This is a genomic window from Azospirillum tabaci, assembly GCF_014596085.1.
Lineage (GTDB): Bacteria > Pseudomonadota > Alphaproteobacteria > Azospirillales > Azospirillaceae > Azospirillum > Azospirillum tabaci.
The window spans coordinates 119476-138436 of record NZ_JACCJY010000015.1 but is presented as its reverse complement, the minus strand read 5'-3'; the positions used below and the strand labels follow the sequence as shown (position 1 = coordinate 138436).

Annotated in this window: 15 protein-coding genes and 1 riboswitch; of the genes, 4 read left to right on the top strand and 11 right to left on the bottom strand. The window is 68.4% G+C overall.

Going from position 1 to position 18961, the window contains the following annotated elements; genetic code table 11:
- Positions 1-485 precede the first annotated feature (485 nt).
- Positions 486-1688 (bottom strand): MFS transporter, encoded by a 1203-nt coding sequence (locus tag H0B54_RS15305; protein ID WP_188261036.1) that lies wholly within the window; start codon positions 1686-1688, stop codon positions 486-488.
- 103 nt (positions 1689-1791) lie between these two features.
- Between H0B54_RS15305 and H0B54_RS15300 the strand changes: the two genes are divergently transcribed.
- Positions 1792-2679 carry a LysR family transcriptional regulator gene (locus H0B54_RS15300; protein ID WP_188261035.1) on the top strand — a complete coding sequence of 296 codons (888 nt, stop codon included), beginning with the start codon at positions 1792-1794 and terminating at the stop codon, positions 2677-2679.
- Between the two features lie 280 nt (positions 2680-2959).
- Here the strand turns inward: H0B54_RS15300 and sucD are convergent, their stop codons facing one another.
- From sucD to mdh, 3 genes are all read right to left on the bottom strand, one after another.
- Positions 2960-3835 (bottom strand): succinate--CoA ligase subunit alpha, encoded by an 876-nt coding sequence (gene sucD / locus H0B54_RS15295; RefSeq protein ID WP_014241630.1) that lies wholly within the window; start codon positions 3833-3835, stop codon positions 2960-2962.
- Between the two features lies 1 nt (position 3836).
- On the bottom strand, positions 3837-5033 hold the full coding sequence (gene sucC / locus H0B54_RS15290; RefSeq protein ID WP_188261034.1) for an ADP-forming succinate--CoA ligase subunit beta: 1197 nt from the start codon (positions 5031-5033) through the stop codon (positions 3837-3839).
- Between the two features lie 253 nt (positions 5034-5286).
- Complete coding sequence (gene mdh, locus H0B54_RS15285; protein ID WP_014241628.1) at positions 5287-6255, bottom strand: malate dehydrogenase; 969 nt, start codon at positions 6253-6255, stop codon at positions 5287-5289.
- Positions 6256-6527: 272 nt separating this feature from the next.
- Here mdh and H0B54_RS15280 point away from each other — a divergent pair, with 272 nt between their 5' ends.
- Positions 6528-7031 (top strand): hypothetical protein, encoded by a 504-nt coding sequence (locus H0B54_RS15280; protein ID WP_188261033.1) that lies wholly within the window; start codon positions 6528-6530, stop codon positions 7029-7031.
- Between the two features lie 30 nt (positions 7032-7061).
- Here the strand turns inward: H0B54_RS15280 and H0B54_RS15275 are convergent, their stop codons facing one another.
- The 3 genes from H0B54_RS15275 to H0B54_RS15265 all read right to left on the bottom strand — a co-directional run bounded on the left by H0B54_RS15275 (position 7062) and on the right by H0B54_RS15265 (position 10511).
- Positions 7062-8231 carry a DUF2336 domain-containing protein gene (locus tag H0B54_RS15275; RefSeq protein WP_246472539.1) on the bottom strand — a complete coding sequence of 390 codons (1170 nt, stop codon included), beginning with the start codon at positions 8229-8231 and terminating at the stop codon, positions 7062-7064.
- 349 nt (positions 8232-8580) lie between these two features.
- Positions 8581-8811, bottom strand: coding sequence for a hypothetical protein (locus tag H0B54_RS15270; RefSeq protein ID WP_188261031.1), 231 nt, complete (start codon positions 8809-8811; stop codon positions 8581-8583).
- A gap of 131 nt (positions 8812-8942) precedes the next feature.
- Positions 8943-10511 carry a lysine--tRNA ligase gene (locus tag H0B54_RS15265; RefSeq protein WP_188261030.1) on the bottom strand — a complete coding sequence of 523 codons (1569 nt, stop codon included), beginning with the start codon at positions 10509-10511 and terminating at the stop codon, positions 8943-8945.
- A 141-nt stretch (positions 10512-10652) separates the two neighbouring features.
- On the opposite strand from H0B54_RS15265, the gene H0B54_RS15260 reads away from it, so the two are divergent.
- Positions 10653-10976 (top strand): DMT family transporter, encoded by a 324-nt coding sequence (locus tag H0B54_RS15260; protein ID WP_014241623.1) that lies wholly within the window; start codon positions 10653-10655, stop codon positions 10974-10976.
- A 236-nt stretch (positions 10977-11212) separates the two neighbouring features.
- On the opposite strand, the gene mtgA is transcribed toward H0B54_RS15260, so the two are convergent.
- A complete protein-coding gene (gene mtgA / locus H0B54_RS15255) occupies positions 11213-11899 on the bottom strand; it encodes a monofunctional biosynthetic peptidoglycan transglycosylase (protein ID WP_188261029.1) in 687 nt (228 codons plus the stop codon).
- A gap of 118 nt (positions 11900-12017) precedes the next feature.
- Between mtgA and H0B54_RS15250 the strand changes: the two genes are divergently transcribed.
- Complete coding sequence (locus H0B54_RS15250) at positions 12018-14786, top strand: ATP-dependent DNA helicase (protein ID WP_188261028.1); 2769 nt, start codon at positions 12018-12020, stop codon at positions 14784-14786.
- A gap of 9 nt (positions 14787-14795) precedes the next feature.
- Here the strand turns inward: H0B54_RS15250 and H0B54_RS15245 are convergent, their stop codons facing one another.
- From H0B54_RS15245 to H0B54_RS15235, 3 genes are all read right to left on the bottom strand, one after another.
- Positions 14796-15719, bottom strand: a complete 924-nt coding sequence (locus H0B54_RS15245) for a homoserine O-succinyltransferase (RefSeq protein ID WP_188261027.1) — start codon at positions 15717-15719, stop codon at positions 14796-14798.
- Positions 15720-15768: 49 nt separating this feature from the next.
- Positions 15769-15873: riboswitch (SAM-I-IV-variant riboswitch) on the bottom strand.
- 91 nt (positions 15874-15964) lie between these two features.
- Positions 15965-17656 carry a methyl-accepting chemotaxis protein gene (locus H0B54_RS15240; RefSeq protein WP_188261026.1) on the bottom strand — a complete coding sequence of 564 codons (1692 nt, stop codon included), beginning with the start codon at positions 17654-17656 and terminating at the stop codon, positions 15965-15967.
- Between the two features lie 280 nt (positions 17657-17936).
- Positions 17937-18884 carry an AEC family transporter gene (locus H0B54_RS15235; protein ID WP_188261025.1) on the bottom strand — a complete coding sequence of 316 codons (948 nt, stop codon included), beginning with the start codon at positions 18882-18884 and terminating at the stop codon, positions 17937-17939.
- Between the last annotated feature and the right edge of the window lie 77 nt (positions 18885-18961).

Genomic DNA, 18961 nt, shown 5'->3' with positions numbered 1-18961 from the left:
ACCATGCAGACGATGCCGACGACGATCTGCATCCAGCGCGCGCCTTCGGAAATGGGCGCCTGCGAGCCGCCGGAGCTGTTAAAAGCTGGCCTCTGGGATTCTGTCGATCCAACCATCATTCCCTCCCGTGGGATTGAAACGCTTTGATACCGGGCATGAGGGTCCCCTTGGGCGGGCGAGGCGGCGTCCGAGCGAGCGTCCGCATCGCCGCGTCATGGGCGGCCTTGTTCCGTGCCGATGTGAGTCATGGTTCAATGGTGCGCTGAAGAGCCGGCCACGCTGTCCCTGCGTTTGTGGCGCTCCAGATACGGCATATGGTATGCCAGAGACATGATTGTTGGCAACACGAACTTTTGGCGCGTTGCGCTTTTCATCCAAGAATCTTTCCGGCTTTCGGAAACCAGACAGCCGAAAGGGTCAGCCCCGCCCTATGGGCGGGACCGGACGGGGTTCTCGCGATCGGATGGACAAGGCGTCGACCGGCTTCAGGCGGTCGCGGACGCGGCGCGGAACGAGGCCGTGATGGCAAGCGCCGTGATGGCTACCGCCAACGGCACGAAGGACACCCAGAGCACCGTGTCCCAACCGAACGCCGCCAACAGTCCTCCCGACGCGAAGGACCCTATGGCCATCGTGCCGAACACGATGAAGTCGTTGAGCGACTGCACCTGCGTCTTCTCCTCCGGGCGGTGGCACGCCAGAACGAGCGCGGAGGCCCCGAGGAAGCCGAAGTTCCAGCCGACCCCCAGCAGGATCAGGCTGACCCAGAAATGTGCCACGTCGACGCCCCCCAGCCCGACCACGGCCGAGGCGGCGATCAGGCCCAAGCCGGCGAACACGATCCGGGACGCGCCGAACCGCTCGACCAGCCGCCCGGTGACGAAGCTCGGGGCGTACATGGCGATCACGTGCCATTGCAGGCCGAGGTTGGACACCTCCTGGGACAGGCCGCACAGCCGCATCGCCAGCGGGGCCGCCGTCATGATGAAGTTCATCAGAAGATAGGAGACCACTCCGCACAGCACGGCGGTGACGAACCGCGGCTGGCGGGCGATGACGCCGAGCGGCCGTCCTCCGGCGGCCTCCGCCGCGGTCGGCATCGGCAGCCGCACGCCGACCAGCACAAGCGAAGACACCGCCGCCACGGCGGCCTGGGCGAGGAAGGTCGCCAGGAACAGGTGCTGCGGCCAGACATCCATCGTGACGGTGACGAGCTGCGGTCCGATGACCCCGGCGAACACCCCGCCCGCCATCACGGCCGACATGGCCCGCGGGCGCCGTTCCGGTTCGACGCAATCCGTCGCCGCGAAACGGAAGGACAGGACCACGGCGGCGTAGGCGCCCCCGGAAACCATCGACGCGCAGAACAGCCAAAAGCTCCCCAGAAGCACCGCCAACGCGGACAGCAGTCCGACGAGCACGCCGCAGCCGGTCCCTGCCAGGAAGGCGGCCCGCCGTCCATACCGCCGGGCGACGGTCCCGGCGGGTATGGTGCAGACCGCCATCCCCACGACAAAGACGGAGAGCGGCAGCGTCGCCAGCGCCGGGCTTGGCGCCAGCGTGTTCCCGACGATGGCCCCCGTCGCGTAGACGACCACCGCGTTTGCGCCGGCCAGCGCCTGAGCGGTCGCCAGTCGCAGAACATTCCCCGTCCCATGCGCGTAAAGGTTCGTGTCGGCTTGACTCATGACGGTCCTCGGGACTGGCTTGGTACGGTTGCCCCAGGCTTACCGACCCGTCATCATGAATAGAAATGGTATGTTCTCATGATTGGATGAGCCGGAGTCATGAATGCTTGACCGCCAGATCCTCGCGATCCTGCGGGAGGTGGATCGGGCGGGCAGCGTCACCGCCGCCGCCGAACGCCTGAATCTCAGCCAGTCGGCGCTGAGCCACACGATGCGCAAGTTCGAGGAGCGCTGCGGCGTCGAAATCTGGACGAAGAAGGGGCGCACCCTCCGCTTCACCCAGGCCGGACGGCATCTTCTCGCGCTGGCGCAGCGCCTGCTGCCGCAGTTCGAGCACGCCGAACGGATTCTCGCCGACTTCGCGTCGGGCCGTCGCGGAGCCTTCCGTGTGGGCATGGAATGCCATCCCTGCCAAGCCTGGCTGATGCGGATGACCGCCCGGTATCTCACGCAATGGCCGGACGTGGATTTCGAGGTCCGCACCGCCTTCCGCTTCGATGGCTTGGGCGCGCTGCTCGACAACGAAATCGATCTGCTGATCACGCCCGATCCCATCGAGACCGCCGACGTCCTGTTCACGCCGGTCTTCGACTATGAACTCGTTCTCGTGGTGCATGAGGCGCATCCGCTCGCCGCGCATGGCGTGGCGCAACCCGAAGACCTGCGCGCGGAGGAACTGATTACCGTCCCGGTCAGCCTGGAACGGCTGGACATCTTCACCCGCTTCCTCGTCCCCGCCCACTGCCGTCCGCTCCGTCACAAGACGGCGGAGACGACGGACCTGATGCTCCAACTCGTCGCCGCCCGGCGCGGTGTCACCGTCCTGCCCGATTGGCTGGTGCGGGAGGACGGCGCCGGCCTGCCCATCCGCAGTGTGCGGTTGGGAAGCGAGGGGATTGGCAAGAGCATTCATCTCGGCGTCCGCCGCGGCGAAGAGGGCGTGGACTACATCGCCGGCTTCCTGGCGCTCGCGCGGACAGCGGATCAGTAGGCATGAGAGCAAAAAAATGGCCGTGCTGTTTCCAGCACGGCCAGTGATTTCGAGAGGCTCGCATAAATGCAGAGCAACAACCCGCCCGATACAAAGGGTGAGATACCCTGTGCACCAACAAGATGCCTGTTCAGACTATCCGGCGCAACGCTTCTTCGACGGCTTTCCACATTGCGGAAACAGTCCCATTCTCCACCCAATACATGACAAAAAAAGAAGACCGCGCCGTTTCCGGCGCGGCCAGTCACTTCGGGGAAAACACCACATCGACGAAAACGGATCAGCCCTTGAAGACCTTGAGCATGGTGGAACCCAGGCTCGCGGGGCTGTCGGCGACGGCGATGCCGACGGACTTCATGAACTCGATCTTGAAGTCGGCGGTGTCGTTGCCGCCGGAGATCACCGCGCCGGCGTGGCCCATGCGGCGGCCCGGAGGCGCGGTGCGCCCGGCGATGAAGCCGACGACCGGCTTCTTGGTCCCGGAGTCGCGGATGAACTCCGCGCCCTTGACCTCGGCGTCGCCGCCGATCTCGCCGATCATGATGATGCCCTCGGTCTCCGGGTCCTTCAGGAACAGCTCCAGGCTGTCCACGAAGTTCGTCCCGTTGACCGGGTCGCCGCCGATGCCGATGCAGGTCGTCTGGCCCAGCCCCGCCGCGGTGGTCTGCGCCACCGCCTCGTAGGTCAGCGTGCCCGAGCGCGAGACGATGCCGATCTTGCCGCGCTTGTGGATGTGGCCGGGCATGATGCCGATCTTGCACTCGTCCGGCGTGATGATGCCCGGGCAGTTCGGCCCGATCAGCCGGGTCTTGGAGTTGCCCAGCGCCCGCTTGACGCGCACCATGTCGAGCACCGGGATGCCCTCGGTGATGCACACCACCAGCGGGATCTCGGCGTCGATCGCCTCCAGGATGGCGTCGGCCGCGAAGGGCGGCGGCACGTAGATGACGCTGGCGTTGGCGCCGGTCTTCTCGACCGCGTCGGCCACCGTGTCGAAGACCGGCAGGTCGAGGTGCTTGGTGCCGCCCTTGCCCGGGGTGACGCCGCCGACCATCTTGGTGCCGTAGGCGATCGCCTGCTCGGAATGGAAGGTGCCCTGGGCGCCGGTGAAGCCCTGGCAGATCACCTTCGTGTTCTTATCGACGAGAACAGCCATCTTACGCGGCCTCCTTCACGGCCTTGACCACCTTCTCGGCGGCGTCGGCGAGGTTGTCGGCCGACAGGATCGGCAGACCGGACTCAGCAAGGATCTTCTTGCCCAGCTCGACGTTCGTGCCTTCCAGACGCACGACCAGCGGAACGTGCAGGTGCACCTCGCGGGCCGCCGCGACGACGCCTTCGGCGATGACGTCGCAGCGCATGATGCCGCCGAAGATGTTGACCAGGATGCCTTCGACGTTCGGGTCGGAGAGGATCAGCTTGAAGGCCGCGGTGACGCGCTCCTTCGTGGCGCCGCCGCCGACATCGAGGAAGTTGGCCGGCTCGCCGCCGTACAGCTTGATGATGTCCATGGTCGCCATCGCCAGACCGGCGCCGTTGACCATGCAGCCGATGTTGCCGTCCAGCTTGACGTAGTTGAGGCTGTGCTTCGCCGCCTCGATCTCGGCCGGGTCTTCCTCGGCCTCGTCGCGCAGCTCCTCGACGTCCTTGTGACGGAACAGGGCGTTGTCGTCGAAGCTCATCTTGGCGTCGAGCGCCAGGATGTCGCCCGAGCCGGTGACGATCAGCGGGTTGATCTCGACGATCGCGCAGTCCAGGTCCACGAAGGCCTGATAGGCGGCTTGGATGAACTTGGCGGCGGCGGAGACCTGCTTGCCTTCGAGGCCGAGCGCGAAGGCGACCTTGCGGGTGTGGTAGCCCTGGATGCCGGTGGCCGGGTCGATGGCGACCTTGACGATCTTCTCCGGCGTGTTGTGGGCGACCTCCTCGATCTCCATGCCGCCTTCGGTCGAGGCGATGATGGTGACGCGGCCCGACGCGCGGTCGGTCAGCAGGCCGAGATACAGCTCGCGCTTGATGTCGGCGCCTTCCTCGACGTAGAGGCGCTTGACCTCGCGGCCGTCCGGACCGGTCTGCTTGGTGACCAGCACGTGGTTCAGCATCTCGCCGGCGTTCTTGCCGACCTCCTCGATGGACTTGACGACGCGGACGCCGCCCTTGCCCTCGGGGTTGTCCTTGAAGCGGCCGGCGCCGCGGCCGCCCGCGTGGATCTGCGACTTCACGACCCACACCGGGCCGCCCAGCTCGCGGGCGACGGTCTCGGCTTCCTGCGGGGTGTAGGCGACGCCGCCGCGGGGCACCGCGACGCCGTACTTCTTCAGCAGGCCTTTGGCCTGATACTCATGGATGTTCATCGGGCGTCCATCTGTTTTTATGGTCGGCTGACGGATTTCGGGTCGGCTGACGATGGGCGAAGATCGGGCAGGCGTTTCCTGCTGGCGGACGCGCCAGGGCGCAAGTCTTCGGGGGAGCTGAGTCCTTCAGGAAGCCTTACGCCGGCTGGCGCGAACGTCCGCGGTCACTGTACCACCGGGCGCGGACGGTTCAACCGTCCGCGCCCGGGGCGACAAGGCCGCAGGCCGCCGCGCAGGCAAAAAACAGGCCGCCTTAGGAGGCGGCCTTCTCAGCCTGCTGCTTCTTGACCACCTCGACGAGCTGCTTCACAGCGTCGACCGAGTGATCGAACATCTTCTTCTCTTCCGCGGAGAGATCGATCTCGATGATCTTCTCGACGCCACCGGCACCGATGATCGTCGGGACGCCGACGTAGAGGTCGTTCTGGCCGTACTGGCCGGTCAGGTAGGCGGCGACCGGAACGACGCGCTTCTGGTCCTTCAGGTAGGACTCGGCCATCTGGATGGCGGACGCGGCCGGGGCGTAGAAGGCCGAGCCGGTCTTCAGGAGCTTGACGATCTCCGCACCGCCGTCGCGGGTGCGCTGCACGATGGCGTCCAGCTTCTCCTGCGTGGTCCAGCCCATCTTGACCAGATCCGGCAGCGGGATGCCGGCGACGGTCGAGTAGCGGACGAGCGGGACCATGGTGTCGCCGTGGCCGCCCAGCACGAAGGCGGTGACGTCCTCGACCGACACCTTGAACTCGTCGGCCAGGAAGTAGCGGAAGCGGGCCGAGTCGAGCACGCCGGCCATGCCGACGACGCGCTCCGGCGGGAGGCCGGAGGCCTGCTGGAGCACCCACACCATCACGTCCAGCGGGTTCGTGATGACGATGACGAAGGCGTTCGGGGCGTACTTCTTGATGTTCTCGCCGACGGTCTGGCAGACGCCGGTGTTGATGCCGATCAGGTCGTCGCGGCTCATGCCCGGCTTGCGCGGCACGCCGGCGGTGACGATCACGACGTCGGCGCCTTCGATGACCGAATAGTCGTTGCCGCCGCTGAGCTTGGCGTTGAAGCCTTCGACCGGCGAGGTCTCAGCCAGGTCGAGGGCCTTGCCCTCCGGCATGCCTTCGGCGATGTCGAACAGGACGACGTCGCCGAGTTCCTTCTGGGCAGCGAGCAGAGCCAGCGTGCCGCCAATCTGGCCGGCGCCGACGAGCGCAATCTTCTTGCGAGCCATGGAGCGTTTCCCTAAGCGTGAGCGTCCCCCATTCAGCGGAGGACAGAACCGATTGAGTTTAGCGTCCTAGGGATCCAGCGCCCTGAGATTTCGAGGGCGGTTCCTAGCGCGATTCCGGCCCGAGGGCAAGCGTGACCGCAAGCACGGGGCACGGAACTGTGCAATCGATTACGGCGAATGGCCGGAACGGCAAACAGGAATTTGGCGTTGCGGGTGCGGCGCACTATTCTTTGGATAGGTTTTGAAGGCCGTTCGGGATGGGGGGAAGAACCATGATTCGCTTTGCACCGGCATTTTGCCTGACCGTGACGCTGGCCCTGGGAAGCGGCGGCGCGGCCTTGGGACAAACCGTCGCAGACTATGAGGCCGCGCTGGCCAAGGCGCCGCTGGCCAGTGCGCCGCTGGCCAGCGCGCCTCTGGGCGAGGCTGCAGCCGGCGCTCCGGCGGATGTCCCGTCGGCCACCGATGTCCTCTATTGCCGGCCGGTGTCGAATTACGTGTACACCTCCGTCCCGCCGGGGGAGCGCAGCGGCATCGTGGTGCCCTTGGTGGCCTTCGACGGGCCTGCCGACCCGGCGACCCTGCGCAAGCGCGCCCTGTGCGAGACGGTGCGCCGGATGGCGGTGATCCAGTTCGATTCCGGGTCGGGCGAGGAGATCGTCACCCCGCCGCAGCTGATCGACACCAATCCGTCGCGGCCCCTCTACCAGAACGATCCGACGCCGGCCCCCGAGGCGCGGCGCGCGCCGGCCCGCCGGCCGCTGGAAATCCAGTAACGGAGAACTTGGCAACGGCGCTCCATGGCGTCAGGACCGGACGCCGTAGAGCGCGAGGTGGCGGGCCATGTCCGCCGTGGGCAGTGGATAGCCGGTGCCCTGGCGGGCGTTCAGCACGGCGCGCGGCGGGATGCCGGCGGCGCTGACCTGCACCCGCATGGCGCAGCGCATCGAATAGCCCGCCCGCCAGACCAGGGCGGTGACCGCGCGGGGATCGCCGGAACGCAGGATGTCGTCCACGATCCCCGGATGGACGGCGGCGCGCAAGGCCAGGGCGGCGCGGACGAAGTCCGTTTCCTCCCAGGACAGGGCGTCGCCCAGCGCCGTCTCGTCCAAGGCGCCCTGCCGGTGCAGGCGGACGGCGCGGCGTCCCGGCGACTCGGCGGGGTCGCGCCCTTCGACCCAGGCGACGCGGCGGCGCGCCACCGCGGCGACCTCCGCCGCGGTGACGGCGTCCAGGTCGGTGCGGCGGCGCAACAGGTCGGCCACCGAATCGTCGACGAACTCCGCCAGCCGCGGGGCCAGCCGCTGCGGCAGGGCAGTGCGGCCGGCCAGCTTGGCCTGCCAGTCCGGATGGCCGCCGGACCGCTCCACCAGATCCTCCAGCCGGTCTTCGGGGATGACCGCGCCGTCGTTGTCCAGCAGGACGCCCGTGGCCTCCGCGTCGCCCGTGTCCACGATGGCGCAGGACAGCGGCGCGCTGACCGCCGGCCGCCGCGCGATGGCCGACAGCGCCCAGCCGGCGGGGTGGGCGGCGATGATCTCCAGCAGATCCTCGTCGGTCAGGGTGGCGCAGCAGTGCAGGATCGGCTCCGCCACCGAGCGCTCGACGTCGCGGGCCAGCGTGCGGGCGACGGCGGGCGGGGCGCAGGCGACGTCCTTGAGTGCCCCGGCCAGCGCCGTCCGGACATGGGCGGCATGATCGCGGGCCAGCCGCTCCAGCGTGCGCAGGGCGGTGGCGGTGGCCTTGTCCTGGCGATCCGGCGGCAGATCGGGAAGCAGCCGGCACAGCTTGCGCGCCAGCAGCGCACGCACCCCGGCGTCGCCCATGCCGGCCAGCCGCGATTCGACCAGCGCCGTGCCGACGCGGCGGCGTGCCGGTTCCGGCGCAGGAGGAGCGGGGGGAGAATCGTCGAACAGATAGCCGAGCAGGTCCGGGTCCACCCCATCGTCCCCCCTCACTTCCGCGAAGGAATCCATGGCTGCTTCCATCCGTGGTCCGTCCGGCGTGGCCCGCGCGGTGTCGCGGGCGGACGCGTCGGGGCGGTCATCTCCAGGTGTGGAGGGTGGGGCCTGACGTGGCTGCATCCGGATATCCAACGACGGGCCGGTTAACGGGCCGCTAATGGAGCCAAACTTGTCATCGGCGCCCGCCGTGCGCAACCATACCCTGCACCGCCAGTCATCCCCTGTACTGGCGATGACAAGGCGTCAACATGCCGAGGTTGAAAAGAAAAAAGGCCGCAACCCCGATGGGGTGCGGCCTTGAAGAGTTTAGGGAGGAAACGCACTGCAAAAGCAGTAACGGGGCGGATGATAGGCTCTGACCTCAGCGGATGGTAACACCAAGTTGGTATTGGTGCGGTGCGGTGTGCGCATGGCGGTGCGGGAATAAAATGTTGTTTGCCCAGCGGGTGGGCAGGATTTCGACCATTTGCACACATTCGAGCCGCATGGCCGGATGATGGAAACGCAAACGATCGGACTGGGAATATTGTTTGTGTCCAGAACGATGGCGGGTGAAGTCTCGCCGAATGCTGAGCGACGTCCATCCGGACATGTCCTTGGGCGCCGCCTCCCTTGACGGCGGTTTGCATGCTGGACGGATTGTTTGTGAGGCTTGCCGGTCTGCTGGGAAAACCCTCCCCCGCGGCGGGCCGCGGCGCGGGGGAGGGGAAAGGGAGACGGTGCTCAGGCGGCCAGCTTCTCGCGAATCAGCGCCTTGGTCTCGTCCAGGCCGTAGAGCTGGATGAAGGAGCCCATGCGCGGGCCGGTGGTCTGGCCGAGCAGCACCTCGTAGAGCGCCTGGAACCACGCGCGCAGCTCGGTGAAGCCGTGCTCCTTGCCGACCGCGAAGACCTCGTTCTGGACGACGTCACCCGCCGCGTCGGCGGGGATGCCGTCCAGACGCGCCAGCAGGTCCTCCAGCGCGGCGCGCTCGGCGTCGGTGGGGGCGCGGAAGCGCTTCGTCGGCTTCACCTGATCCTGGTAGTAGCGGACGGCGTAGCCGACCAGCTTGTCCAGGAAGGGGCTGTTCTCCGGCGTCGCCTCGGGCGCGTAGCGGCTGATGAAGCCCCACATGACGTCCTTGGTCTCGGCGTTCGCCGCCCCGGCGAGGTTGAGCAGCAGGTTGAAGGACACGTCCGAGCGCACCGCCGGGGCCGTGCCGTTGTGGATGTGCCAGGCCGGGTTTTCCAGCGCCTTGGCCGGCTCCTCCACCGGCAGCTTGGCGACGAAGGCCAGATACTCGTCCACCGCCCGCGGGATCACGTCGAAATACAGCCGCTTGGCCGACTTCGGCTTCTGGAACATGTAGAGGGCGAGGCTCTCCGGCGGGGCGTAGGCCAGCCACTCCTCCATGGTCAGGCCATTGCCCTTGGACTTGGAGATCTTCTGCCCCTTGTCGTCGAGGAACAGCTCGTAATTGAAGCCCTGCGGCGGGGTGCCGCCGAGGATGTTGACGATCTTACCGGCCAGCTCGGCCGACGGGATCAGGTCCTTGCCGTACATCTCGTAATCGACGCCCAGCGCGTACCAGCGCATGCCCCAGTCGGGCTTCCACTGGAGCTTCACATGGCCGCCGGTGACGGGGACTTCGACCTTCTTACCGTCCTCGTCCTGGAAGACGATGGTGCCGGCGTCCACGTCGCGCTCCAGCACCGGGACCTGCAGCACGCGCCCAGTGGAGGGGGAGACGGGCAGGAACGGGCTGTAGGTCTGCTGGCGCTCCTCTCCCAGGGTCGGCAGCATGACGGCCATGATCTCGTCATAGCGCCGCAGCACGCCGAGCAGCGCCTCGTCGAAGCGGCCCGACTTGTACCAGTCGGTGGAGGACTGGAACTCGTACTCGAAGCCGAAGCTGTCGAGGAAGGCGCGCAGCCGCGCGTTGTTGTGCGCGCCGAAGCTGTCGTGGGTGCCGAACGGGTCGGGGACCTGGGTCAGCGGCTTGCCGAGGTTGGCGGCCACCAGCTCCTTGTTCGGGATGTTGTCCGGGACCTTGCGCAGCCCGTCCATGTCGTCGGAGAAGCAGAAGAGCTTGGTCGGGATGTCGCTCATCCGCTGGAAGGCCTGACGGACCATGGTGGTGCGCGCCACCTCGCCGAAGGTGCCGATGTGCGGCAGGCCCGACGGACCGTAGCCGGTCTCGAACAGGACGTAGCCTTTGGCCGGCGGCTCTTTCGCGAAGCGCGCGACGAGTTTGCGCGCCTCCTCGAACGGCCACGCCTTCGCCTGCAACGCCAATTCCCGCTCGCCGGTCATGGTAGAGCCCCTTCAAAACTCGACGGAAGTGTAGAAAGGCAGCGACCCTAGGGCGGACCGCGCCGTCCGTCAACGGGCGCCGCTTGTCCGTTTCGTGGTTCGGGCGCATGTCTGGATGTGGATCACCCGTCGAGGACCCGCATGAGCTGGTTGTTTCTGTCCGTCGCCATCGCCTTCGAGATCGTGGGCACCGTCGCCATGAAGATGTCCGACGGCATGACCCGCCTGTGGCCGAGCCTGGCGGTGGTGGCCTGCTATCTGGTCGCCTTCGCGATGCTGGCCCAGGCGCTGCGCGAGATCGAGGTGGGCGTGGCCTACGCCATCTGGTCGGCGGTGGGCACCGCGGCCATCGCGGCGATCGGCGTGTGGGTGTTCGGCGAATCGCTGAACTTCCTGAAGCTGGCTGGGATCCTGCTGATCGTCGCTGGGGTGGTGAGCCTCCGGATGTCGGGGGGCGGAGCGTAGGGGTATTCGTGGAAGGGCGCTGACTTGCAAGGCGTTGCCCCCACCCCGATCCTCCCCCGCTCTCGGCGGACCGAAGGTCCGCCTGCCGCGTCAGCGCAAACCTAGGGTTTGCGCGAGAGCTGCGCAGGGGAGGGAGATGTCTGCGAAGCGGCGGCAGTTCCCTCCCCTGCAAAGCGGGGGAGGGTTAGGGTGGGGGCAACCCAGGCGCCGATGGCCTTTCAGCGAAAAGAGACTCCCTAGCGAGCGCAATCCGCCAGCCCGTCGCGCTCCACCACCGCCATGCGGCGCTCGATGACGCCGGCCCGCCGCGCCACATAGGCGCTGGGCGGGTTCGGCGACCAGTTGCGGGGGTTGGGCAGGACGACCGCCAGCAGGGCGGCCTCGCGGCGGGTCAGGGCGGCGGCGGATTTCTTGAAATGGTGGCGGGCGGCGGCCTCGGCGCCGTAGACGCCGTCGTCCCACTCCACGATGTTCAGATAGACCTCCAGGATGCGGCTCTTCGGCCACAGCGTCTCGATCAGCAGGGTGAACCACGCCTCGATGCCCTTGCGGGTCCAGCTGCGGTCCGGCCAGAGGAAGGCATTCTTGGCGGTCTGCTGGCTGATCGTGCTGCCGCCGCGCAGGCGCCGGCCCTCCTCGTTGTCCTCGAAGGCGCCTTCGATGGCCGCCCAGTCGAAGCCGCCATGACCGCAGAACAGCGTGTCCTCCGACGCGACGACCGCGCGGGCGAGGTGGGGAGAAATTTGCGACATGGGCACCCAGTCGTGCGCCAGCCCGGAGCCTCCGGCGGCGCGGATCAGCATCAGCGGCGTGGCCGGCACCGGCACCACGCGGTAGAGCGCCACCCAGCCGACGCTGAAGGCCACCAGGGCGACGGCCAGGGCCATCAGGAGTCTCAGCAGACGCCGGACCGGAAACCGCATGCGCTCGACCTCTCCTCTGCGACGCTCAAGGACGGGGGAGCACTTTCGAGGGGGCGGGCCGATCGGTCAACACGGGTTTGCTCGCATTGCGGCGGCGGGGGCCACTATACTGCGCGCCATGGATCTGACCTCGGCGCCTTCCCTCCCGTCCTTCAGCCTCGATGACGCGCCGGCCCTGGTCGCCGGCGCGCGGCGCGTGGTCCTTCTGACCGGCGACGGCGAGGTGGAGGAGCTGACCCCCGCCGTCGCGGCCAAGCGGGCGCGCCGCCAGCCGCCGCTGGTCTGCCACGCGCGGGCCATGGCGCGGCGGCTGGGGACGGAGCCCTTCGCCGCCTTCGACCTGCTGGAGCTGTTCGCCTTCGTCCTGCCCGCCCGCTTCTGCGTGCCGACCCCGCGCGGGCTGGCCGAGGCGCTGGACCTGCCGATCCCCGACGGGCTGGAGGACGACGCGCTGGCTCTGCACCGGGCGGTGCGCAAGCTGCTTGGCCTGCTGGGATCGCCGGGGCGCGAGGAAGCGTCCGACCCCGTGGCCTTCGCCTGGGAGATGGGGCGCGCCGGCTGGCTGTGGGCGCCCGCCGTGCTGGCGGCGCTGGGCAAGCCGGACGGGCCGGAGAAGGGGGCCGCCCGCGCCGGCCTGCGCGTCTGGACCCGCATCAAGGAATGGCAGGACGGCCCGCCCGAACCGCCGCCCGCCCACCACCCGGTGGAGCCGGACGAGGCGCGCCGCCGGCTGTCGGTGATGCTGTCGGCCAGCGTGCCCGGCAAGGTGGCCGAGCCGCGCCCGCAGCAGGCCGACTACGCCAGCGCGGTGTCCGCCGCCTTCGCCCCGCGTCCCGCCCCCGACACGCCGAACGTCGTGCTGGCGGAGGCCGGAACGGGCGTTGGCAAGACGCTGGGCTATCTGGCGCCGGCCACGGTGTGGGCGGAGAAGAACGGCGGCACGGTGTGGATCTCCACCTACACCCGCAACCTCCAGCACCAGATCGACGCGGAGCTGGACCGCCTCTACCCCGAACCGGCGACCAAGGCGCGCAAGGTCGTGCTCCGCAAGGGCCGGGAAAACTACCTGTGCCTGCTGAACCTGGAGGAGGCCGTCCGCGGCATGCCGATGCAGCCGCACCATGCCATCGGGGTGGGGCTGATGGCGCGCTGGGCCGCGGCGACGCGCGACGGCGACCTGACCGGCGGCGACTTCCCCGGCTGGCTGGTGGACATCGCCGGGCGTGGGCGGACGCTGGGCCTCGCCGACCGGCGGGGCGAGTGCATCTATTCCGCCTGCGACCATTACGCCCGCTGCTACATCGAGAAGAGCGTGCGCCGCGCCCGCAAGGCCGACGTGGTGATCGCCAACCACGCGCTGGTCATGGTGCAGGCGGCGCTCGGCGGGGGCGAAGAGCCGACGCTGCCCACCCGCTATGTCTTCGACGAGGGGCATCATGTCTTCGACGCCGCGGACAGCGCCTTCGCCGGGCATCTGACCGGGCGCGAGACCCAGGAGTTGCGGCGCTGGCTGCTGGGGGCGGAGGAGACGGGGCGCAGCCGCGCCCGCGGGCTGAAGCGCCGCATCGAGGATCTGGTCGCCAGCGACGAGCGGGCGCAGGAGCTGATGGACGCGGTGATGCTGGGCGCCCGCGTCCTGCCGGCGGAGGGCTGGGCGGCGCGGCTGTCCGCCGACAACCCGCAGGGGCCGACCGAAGCCTTCCTGCTCGCCGCGCGGCGACAGGTCTATTCGCGCACGGCGGGGCAGGGCGGCCCCTACAGCCTGGAGGCCGACAAGGCCTACCCGGTGGACGGGCTGCTCGACGCCGCGGAGGCGCTGGAGGCGGCGCTGGTCCGGCTGTCGGAACCGCTGGCCGGGCTGGCCAAGCGCTTGGCGGCAAGGCTGGAGGACGAGACGGCGGAGCTGGACAGCGACCAGCGGCGGCGCATCGACGCCATGGCTCGCAGCCTGACCCGGCGCGGCGTGCTGACGGTCGAGGCGTGGCGGGCCATGCTGAAGACGCTGCCGGTGGAGACTCCGGCGCAGTTCGTCGACTGGTTCGCGGTGGAGCGGATCGACGGGCGCGACGTCGATGTCGGACTCTACCGCCACTGGATCGACCCGACCGTTCCCTTCGCGGAGGCGCTGGCCGGGCCGGCGCACGGCATGGTGGTCACCTCCGCCACGCTGACCGACGGCACCGGCGACGTCGCCATGGATTGGCAGGCGGCGGAGGACCGCTGCGGCGCCAGCCATCTGCCGAAGCCGGCGCTGCGCGCCCAGGTGCCCTCGCCCTTCGACTATCCCAACCGCACGCGGGTGATGGTGGTCACCGACGTGCGCAAGGACGATCTGGGGCAGGTGGCGTCCGCCTACCGCACGCTGTTCCAGGCGGCGGGGGGCGGCGGGCTGGGGCTGTTCACCGCGATCAGCCGGCTGCGCGCCGTCTACGACCGCATCGTGGAGCCGTTGGACGCCACCGGCGTCCCGCTCTACGCCCAGCATGTCGACCCGCTGGACGTGGCGACCCTGATCGACATCTTCCGGGGGGAGGAGCACGCCTGCCTGCTCGGCACCGACGCGGTGCGCGACGGGGTGGACGTGCCGGGCCGCTCGCTGCGGCTGATCGTCTTCGACCGCGTGCCCTGGCCGCGCCCCGACATCCTGCACCGCGCCCGGCGCGACGCCTTCGGGCGGCGGCGCTACGAGGACATGATCGCGCGGCTGCGGCTGAAACAGGCCTTCGGCCGGCTGGTGCGGCGGGCCGACGACACGGGGGTGTTCGTCCTGCTCGACCCGATGATGCCGAGCCGCCTGTTCGGCGCCTTCCCCGAGGGGGTGGAGGTCCGCCGCGTCGGCATCAAGGAGGCCGTGGAGGCGACGGCGGAGTTCCTGCGGGGCTGGTGAGGAGCGGCCTTATCCGCCCGTGCCGATCCGGGCAACCTCGAACGGCGTCGTCTGGTAGATCCGGTTGATCCAGTTCGCGAACAGCAGATGGGCGTGGCTCCGCCACCGGTTCTCGGGCGGGCGGCTCGGGTCGTCGTCCGGGAAATAGCCCTGGGGAACCGGCGTGCCCGCGTCCTTGGCGACGTCCCGGACATATTCGTTGCGCAGCGTGTCCGTGTCGTACTCGATGTGGTTGAACATGTGCAGCGACCGGTGGGCGGCGTCCTCCAGCAGGCAGGGGCCGGTGTCGGGGGAGTCCAGGAGCACGCGCAGGCCGCTTTCCGGGGGAATGTCCTCCTCGCGCACCTCGGTCCAGCGCGAGACCGGGATGGGCACGCCGTCGGACAGGCCGCACAGATAGGGCGAGGCGGGGGCGCGGTTGCGGTGCCGGTACACGCCCGACGCCTTGCGCGGCAGAAGATGCTTCGGCACGCCGTGGAAATGATGGACGGCGGCCTGCGCCGCCCAGCAGATGTTCAGACAGGAGTGGACGTGGCTCTGCGTCCAGTCGAAGACCGAACACAGCTCGTCCCAGTAGGACACCTCCTCGAAGGGCATCGTCTCGACCGGGGCGCCGGTGACGATGAAGCCGTCGAACTTCTCGCGGCGCGCGTCCTCCCACGACCGGTAGAAGGCGCTCATGTGGTCCGCCGCGGTGTTGCGCGGCACATGGTTGGTGATCCGGATCAGCGACAGCTCGACCTGAAGCGGCGTGTTGCCGAGGAGGCGCGCGATCTGAGTCTCGGTCCGGATCTTGTCGGGCATCAGGTTGAGCAGGCCGAAGCGCAGGGGCCGGATGTCCTGCCGGATGGCGTCGGCCTCCTGCATGACCATGACGCCCTCGGCCTGCAGGGCGGTGAAGGCGGGAAGATCGTTGGGTATCCTGATGGGCATGACTCGTCCGGCTCCGCTGTCGGTGCATCGGTCGGAACAGACGTCATGGCGAACCCCGTTTGTTTGCCGGTCCGGCCACATCCCCCTTCGGGACGCCACCTTGCTCGGGAAAGCAGGTTGGCGTTGAGCGTCCGCTCAACTCTTGATGCGCGGCGCACATTATACGGGCAGCGGCGGCTTGGCAACAGCGGCGGGGCTGGCGGTGGGCGGCGCCGCTCCGCCCACCGGTCCCGATCACAAGATCCTCAGGCCGCCTTGATGGCGACGAGGAAGTTTTCCACTTCGCTCTTCAGGCGCATCGCCCCTTGGTTCAGGTCGCCGGAGGCCGACATCACCTGGGTCGCGGCGCTGCCGGTTTCGGTCGCGGCCTGCGACACGCGGCTGATGTTGCTGGTCACTTCCTGGGTGCTCTGCGCCGCCTGCTGGACGTTGCGGCTGATCTCCTGGGTCGCGGCGCCCTGCTCCTCGATGGCGGCGGCGATGGAGGAGGAGATGTCGTTGATCGAAGAGATGGTCGCCCCGATCCCGCGGATGGCGCCGACCGCCCCGCCGGTGGCCGCCTGGATGGCGCCGATCTGCTGGGCGATCTCCTCCGTCGCCTTGGACGTCTGGTTGGCCAGGCTCTTGACCTCGCTCGCCACGACGGCGAAGCCCTTGCCCGCCTCGCCGGCGCGGGCCGCCTCGATGGTGGCGTTGAGCGCCAGAAGGTTGGTCTGAGCGGCGATGTTCTGGATCAGGTCAACCACGTCGCCGATGCGCTGCGCCGCTTCCGACAGTCCCTGCACGGTGGCGTTGGTGCGGTCGGCCTCGTCCACCGCCCTGCCGGCGATGCTGGCCGACTGCGACACCTGCTGGGATATCTCGGTGATGGAGGCGGCCATCTCCTCCGACGCGGCGGCGACGGTCTGCACATTGGCGGAGGTCAGCTCGGCCGCGGACGCCGCACTTCCGGCCTCGGCCCGCGTGTGCTCGGCGATTTCGGTCATGCTGCGGGCGGTGGTGTCGAGCTGCGACGCCGCGGCGCCCACGGTTTGCAGGACGCTGTGCACCGCGCTGTCGAAGTTGCGGATCAGCGAGTCGATCCGCTCGGTGCGGTGGCGCTTGTTCTCCTCCTCGGCGGCCTGGGCGGCGGTCAGGCGCTCCGCCTCGATCAGACCGTCCTTGAAGACCTGCACCGCACGCGCCATGGCGCCGATCTCGTCCTGGCGGGCGCCGCCCTCCACCGCGACACCGAGGTCGCGCTTGGCCAGACGGTCCATGATGGAGGTCAGGGCGACGATGGGCCGGGCGATCGACGTCGTCATGGCGATGCCCGCGAACAGGCAGAGGACCGCCACGAACGCGATGGCGCCCAGAATCCAGTTCTGCGCCCCGACATAGGTGGCCCGCCCCGTGTCCGCCGCCTTCGTGGCGTTCTGGACGTTGGAGGTGCTCAGCTCGTTGATGAGCGCGGAGCATTCGTCGAACGCCTTGCGCGACTCCTCCCGATAAATGCCTGTGGCCTTCTCGTTCTCGTTGGTCCGGGAGGAGGGAAGCAGCTTGCCTTGGCTGATCTTCAGATAGCTGTCCCAGGCCGCCTCCCAGCGCTTGAAGGTCTGGGTTTCCCAGCCGGAGGCCAGCAGCGGTTCATACTTCCGCCGGGCCTCCGCCAAGCGGTTCAGAACCGTGGTCATTTCCTTTTCGACCTCGGCCATTTCCGCGGGGTAAAGGGCGAGGATGTGGGAAGCCTCCAGGATGCGGTAGTCGTTCGCCGCACCGTCGATCTCCCCGATGGCGGTGACGCTGGGCAGCCAGTTGGAGCGGATTTCCTCAGCGGCGTGGTTGACGGTGCTCAGCCGGTCAACGGCGAACAGTCCCAAGGCGACCGACATCAGCAGGACACAGACGGTGGCGGCGACCACCTTGGTCCGGATGGTCATGGAACTCAGCATGGACATGGCGCGTGTCTCTTCCCCGGAAGCAAAGGCGTGGCTATCGATTGTATCGAGTCTGAACGAAAAGGTCTGGCAGTCCAGACGTCCATGCGCGGGGCGTTGGACTTGCCGGGGTCAAATGATGAAGCAGCAAATATTAAGAAAGATGCAAAACTGATGCGGCGCAGTCTGCATGACACTTATTCAATGACGCCTTTGCGTCAGGAAATTCAATAAAGCCTTTGCATCAGGAAAGATGAGCAGCCGAAGGGGCGAGCGCGGTCGAAGGACGGCACGCTAAGGTTCAAAGGGGCGGCGCGTAGGTGGCCAGCAGGAAGGACAGGGTGACCACGCTGGCGATGGTGGACATCAGGATCGCGGCGGAGGTGCGCTCCACATAGATGCGGTACTGGCTGGCCACCACGAAGGTCAGGGCGCCGGTGGGCAGGCCGGCGAGGATGATGGCCGACCCGGCCCAGAAGGGGTCCAGCGGGAACAGCGTCTGGATGAGCAGCCAAGCCAGCGCCGGCTGTACCACCAGTTTCAGGGCGCTGATCCAGCCGACCTCCAGCAGGTTGGCCTTCAGGCTCTGGGTCGCCAGGAACAGGCCGATGGCGAACAGCGCGCAGGGGCCGGCGGAGGCGCCCATCAGGTCGCAGTAGATGGCGACCGGGCGCGGCACCGGCACGCCGGACAGGAAGACCGACCAGGCGAGTCCCAGCGCCGTGGAGATGATCAGCGGGTTCTTGACCAGCGCCCGGCCGACGTCGCGCAGCGCCTTGCCGATGCCGCCGCCCTGGCTGTTGGCGAACTCCAGCCAGATCACCGCGATGCCCACCATGATCGCGCTCATGATGACGGTGGCGAGGATGGCCGGGGCCAGACGGTCCGGGCCGAAGGCCGCCAGGAACAGCGGGATGCCCATGTAGCCGGTGTTGGAGAAGCAGGCGTTCAGCCCCTGCATGCATCGGATCTGCGTCCGCTCCCGGTGGATCAGCCAGCCGAGCAGGGCGCCCAGCGCATAGACCGCCAGCATCGAGCCGAGGAAGGCGCCGATGAAGGGGCCGTTGAAGATCTCCGGCAGCGAGCGCTTCGCGGTGCCGAGGAACAGCACCGGCGGCAGGGCCATCCAGTAGACGAATTTGTTCAGCGCCTCCGACGAGGCGGGACCGAGCAGCTTCGCCTTACCGGAAAGGACGCCCGCCAGGATGATGGCGAAGACCGGGAGCGCCACGTTGAAGACCACCGACATCGGCCCCGACCTTAAGGGGCAACCCGTCCCCTGTCGAGGGACCCACCCGTCCGTCGCGGGCATAGCTCCCTTGACGG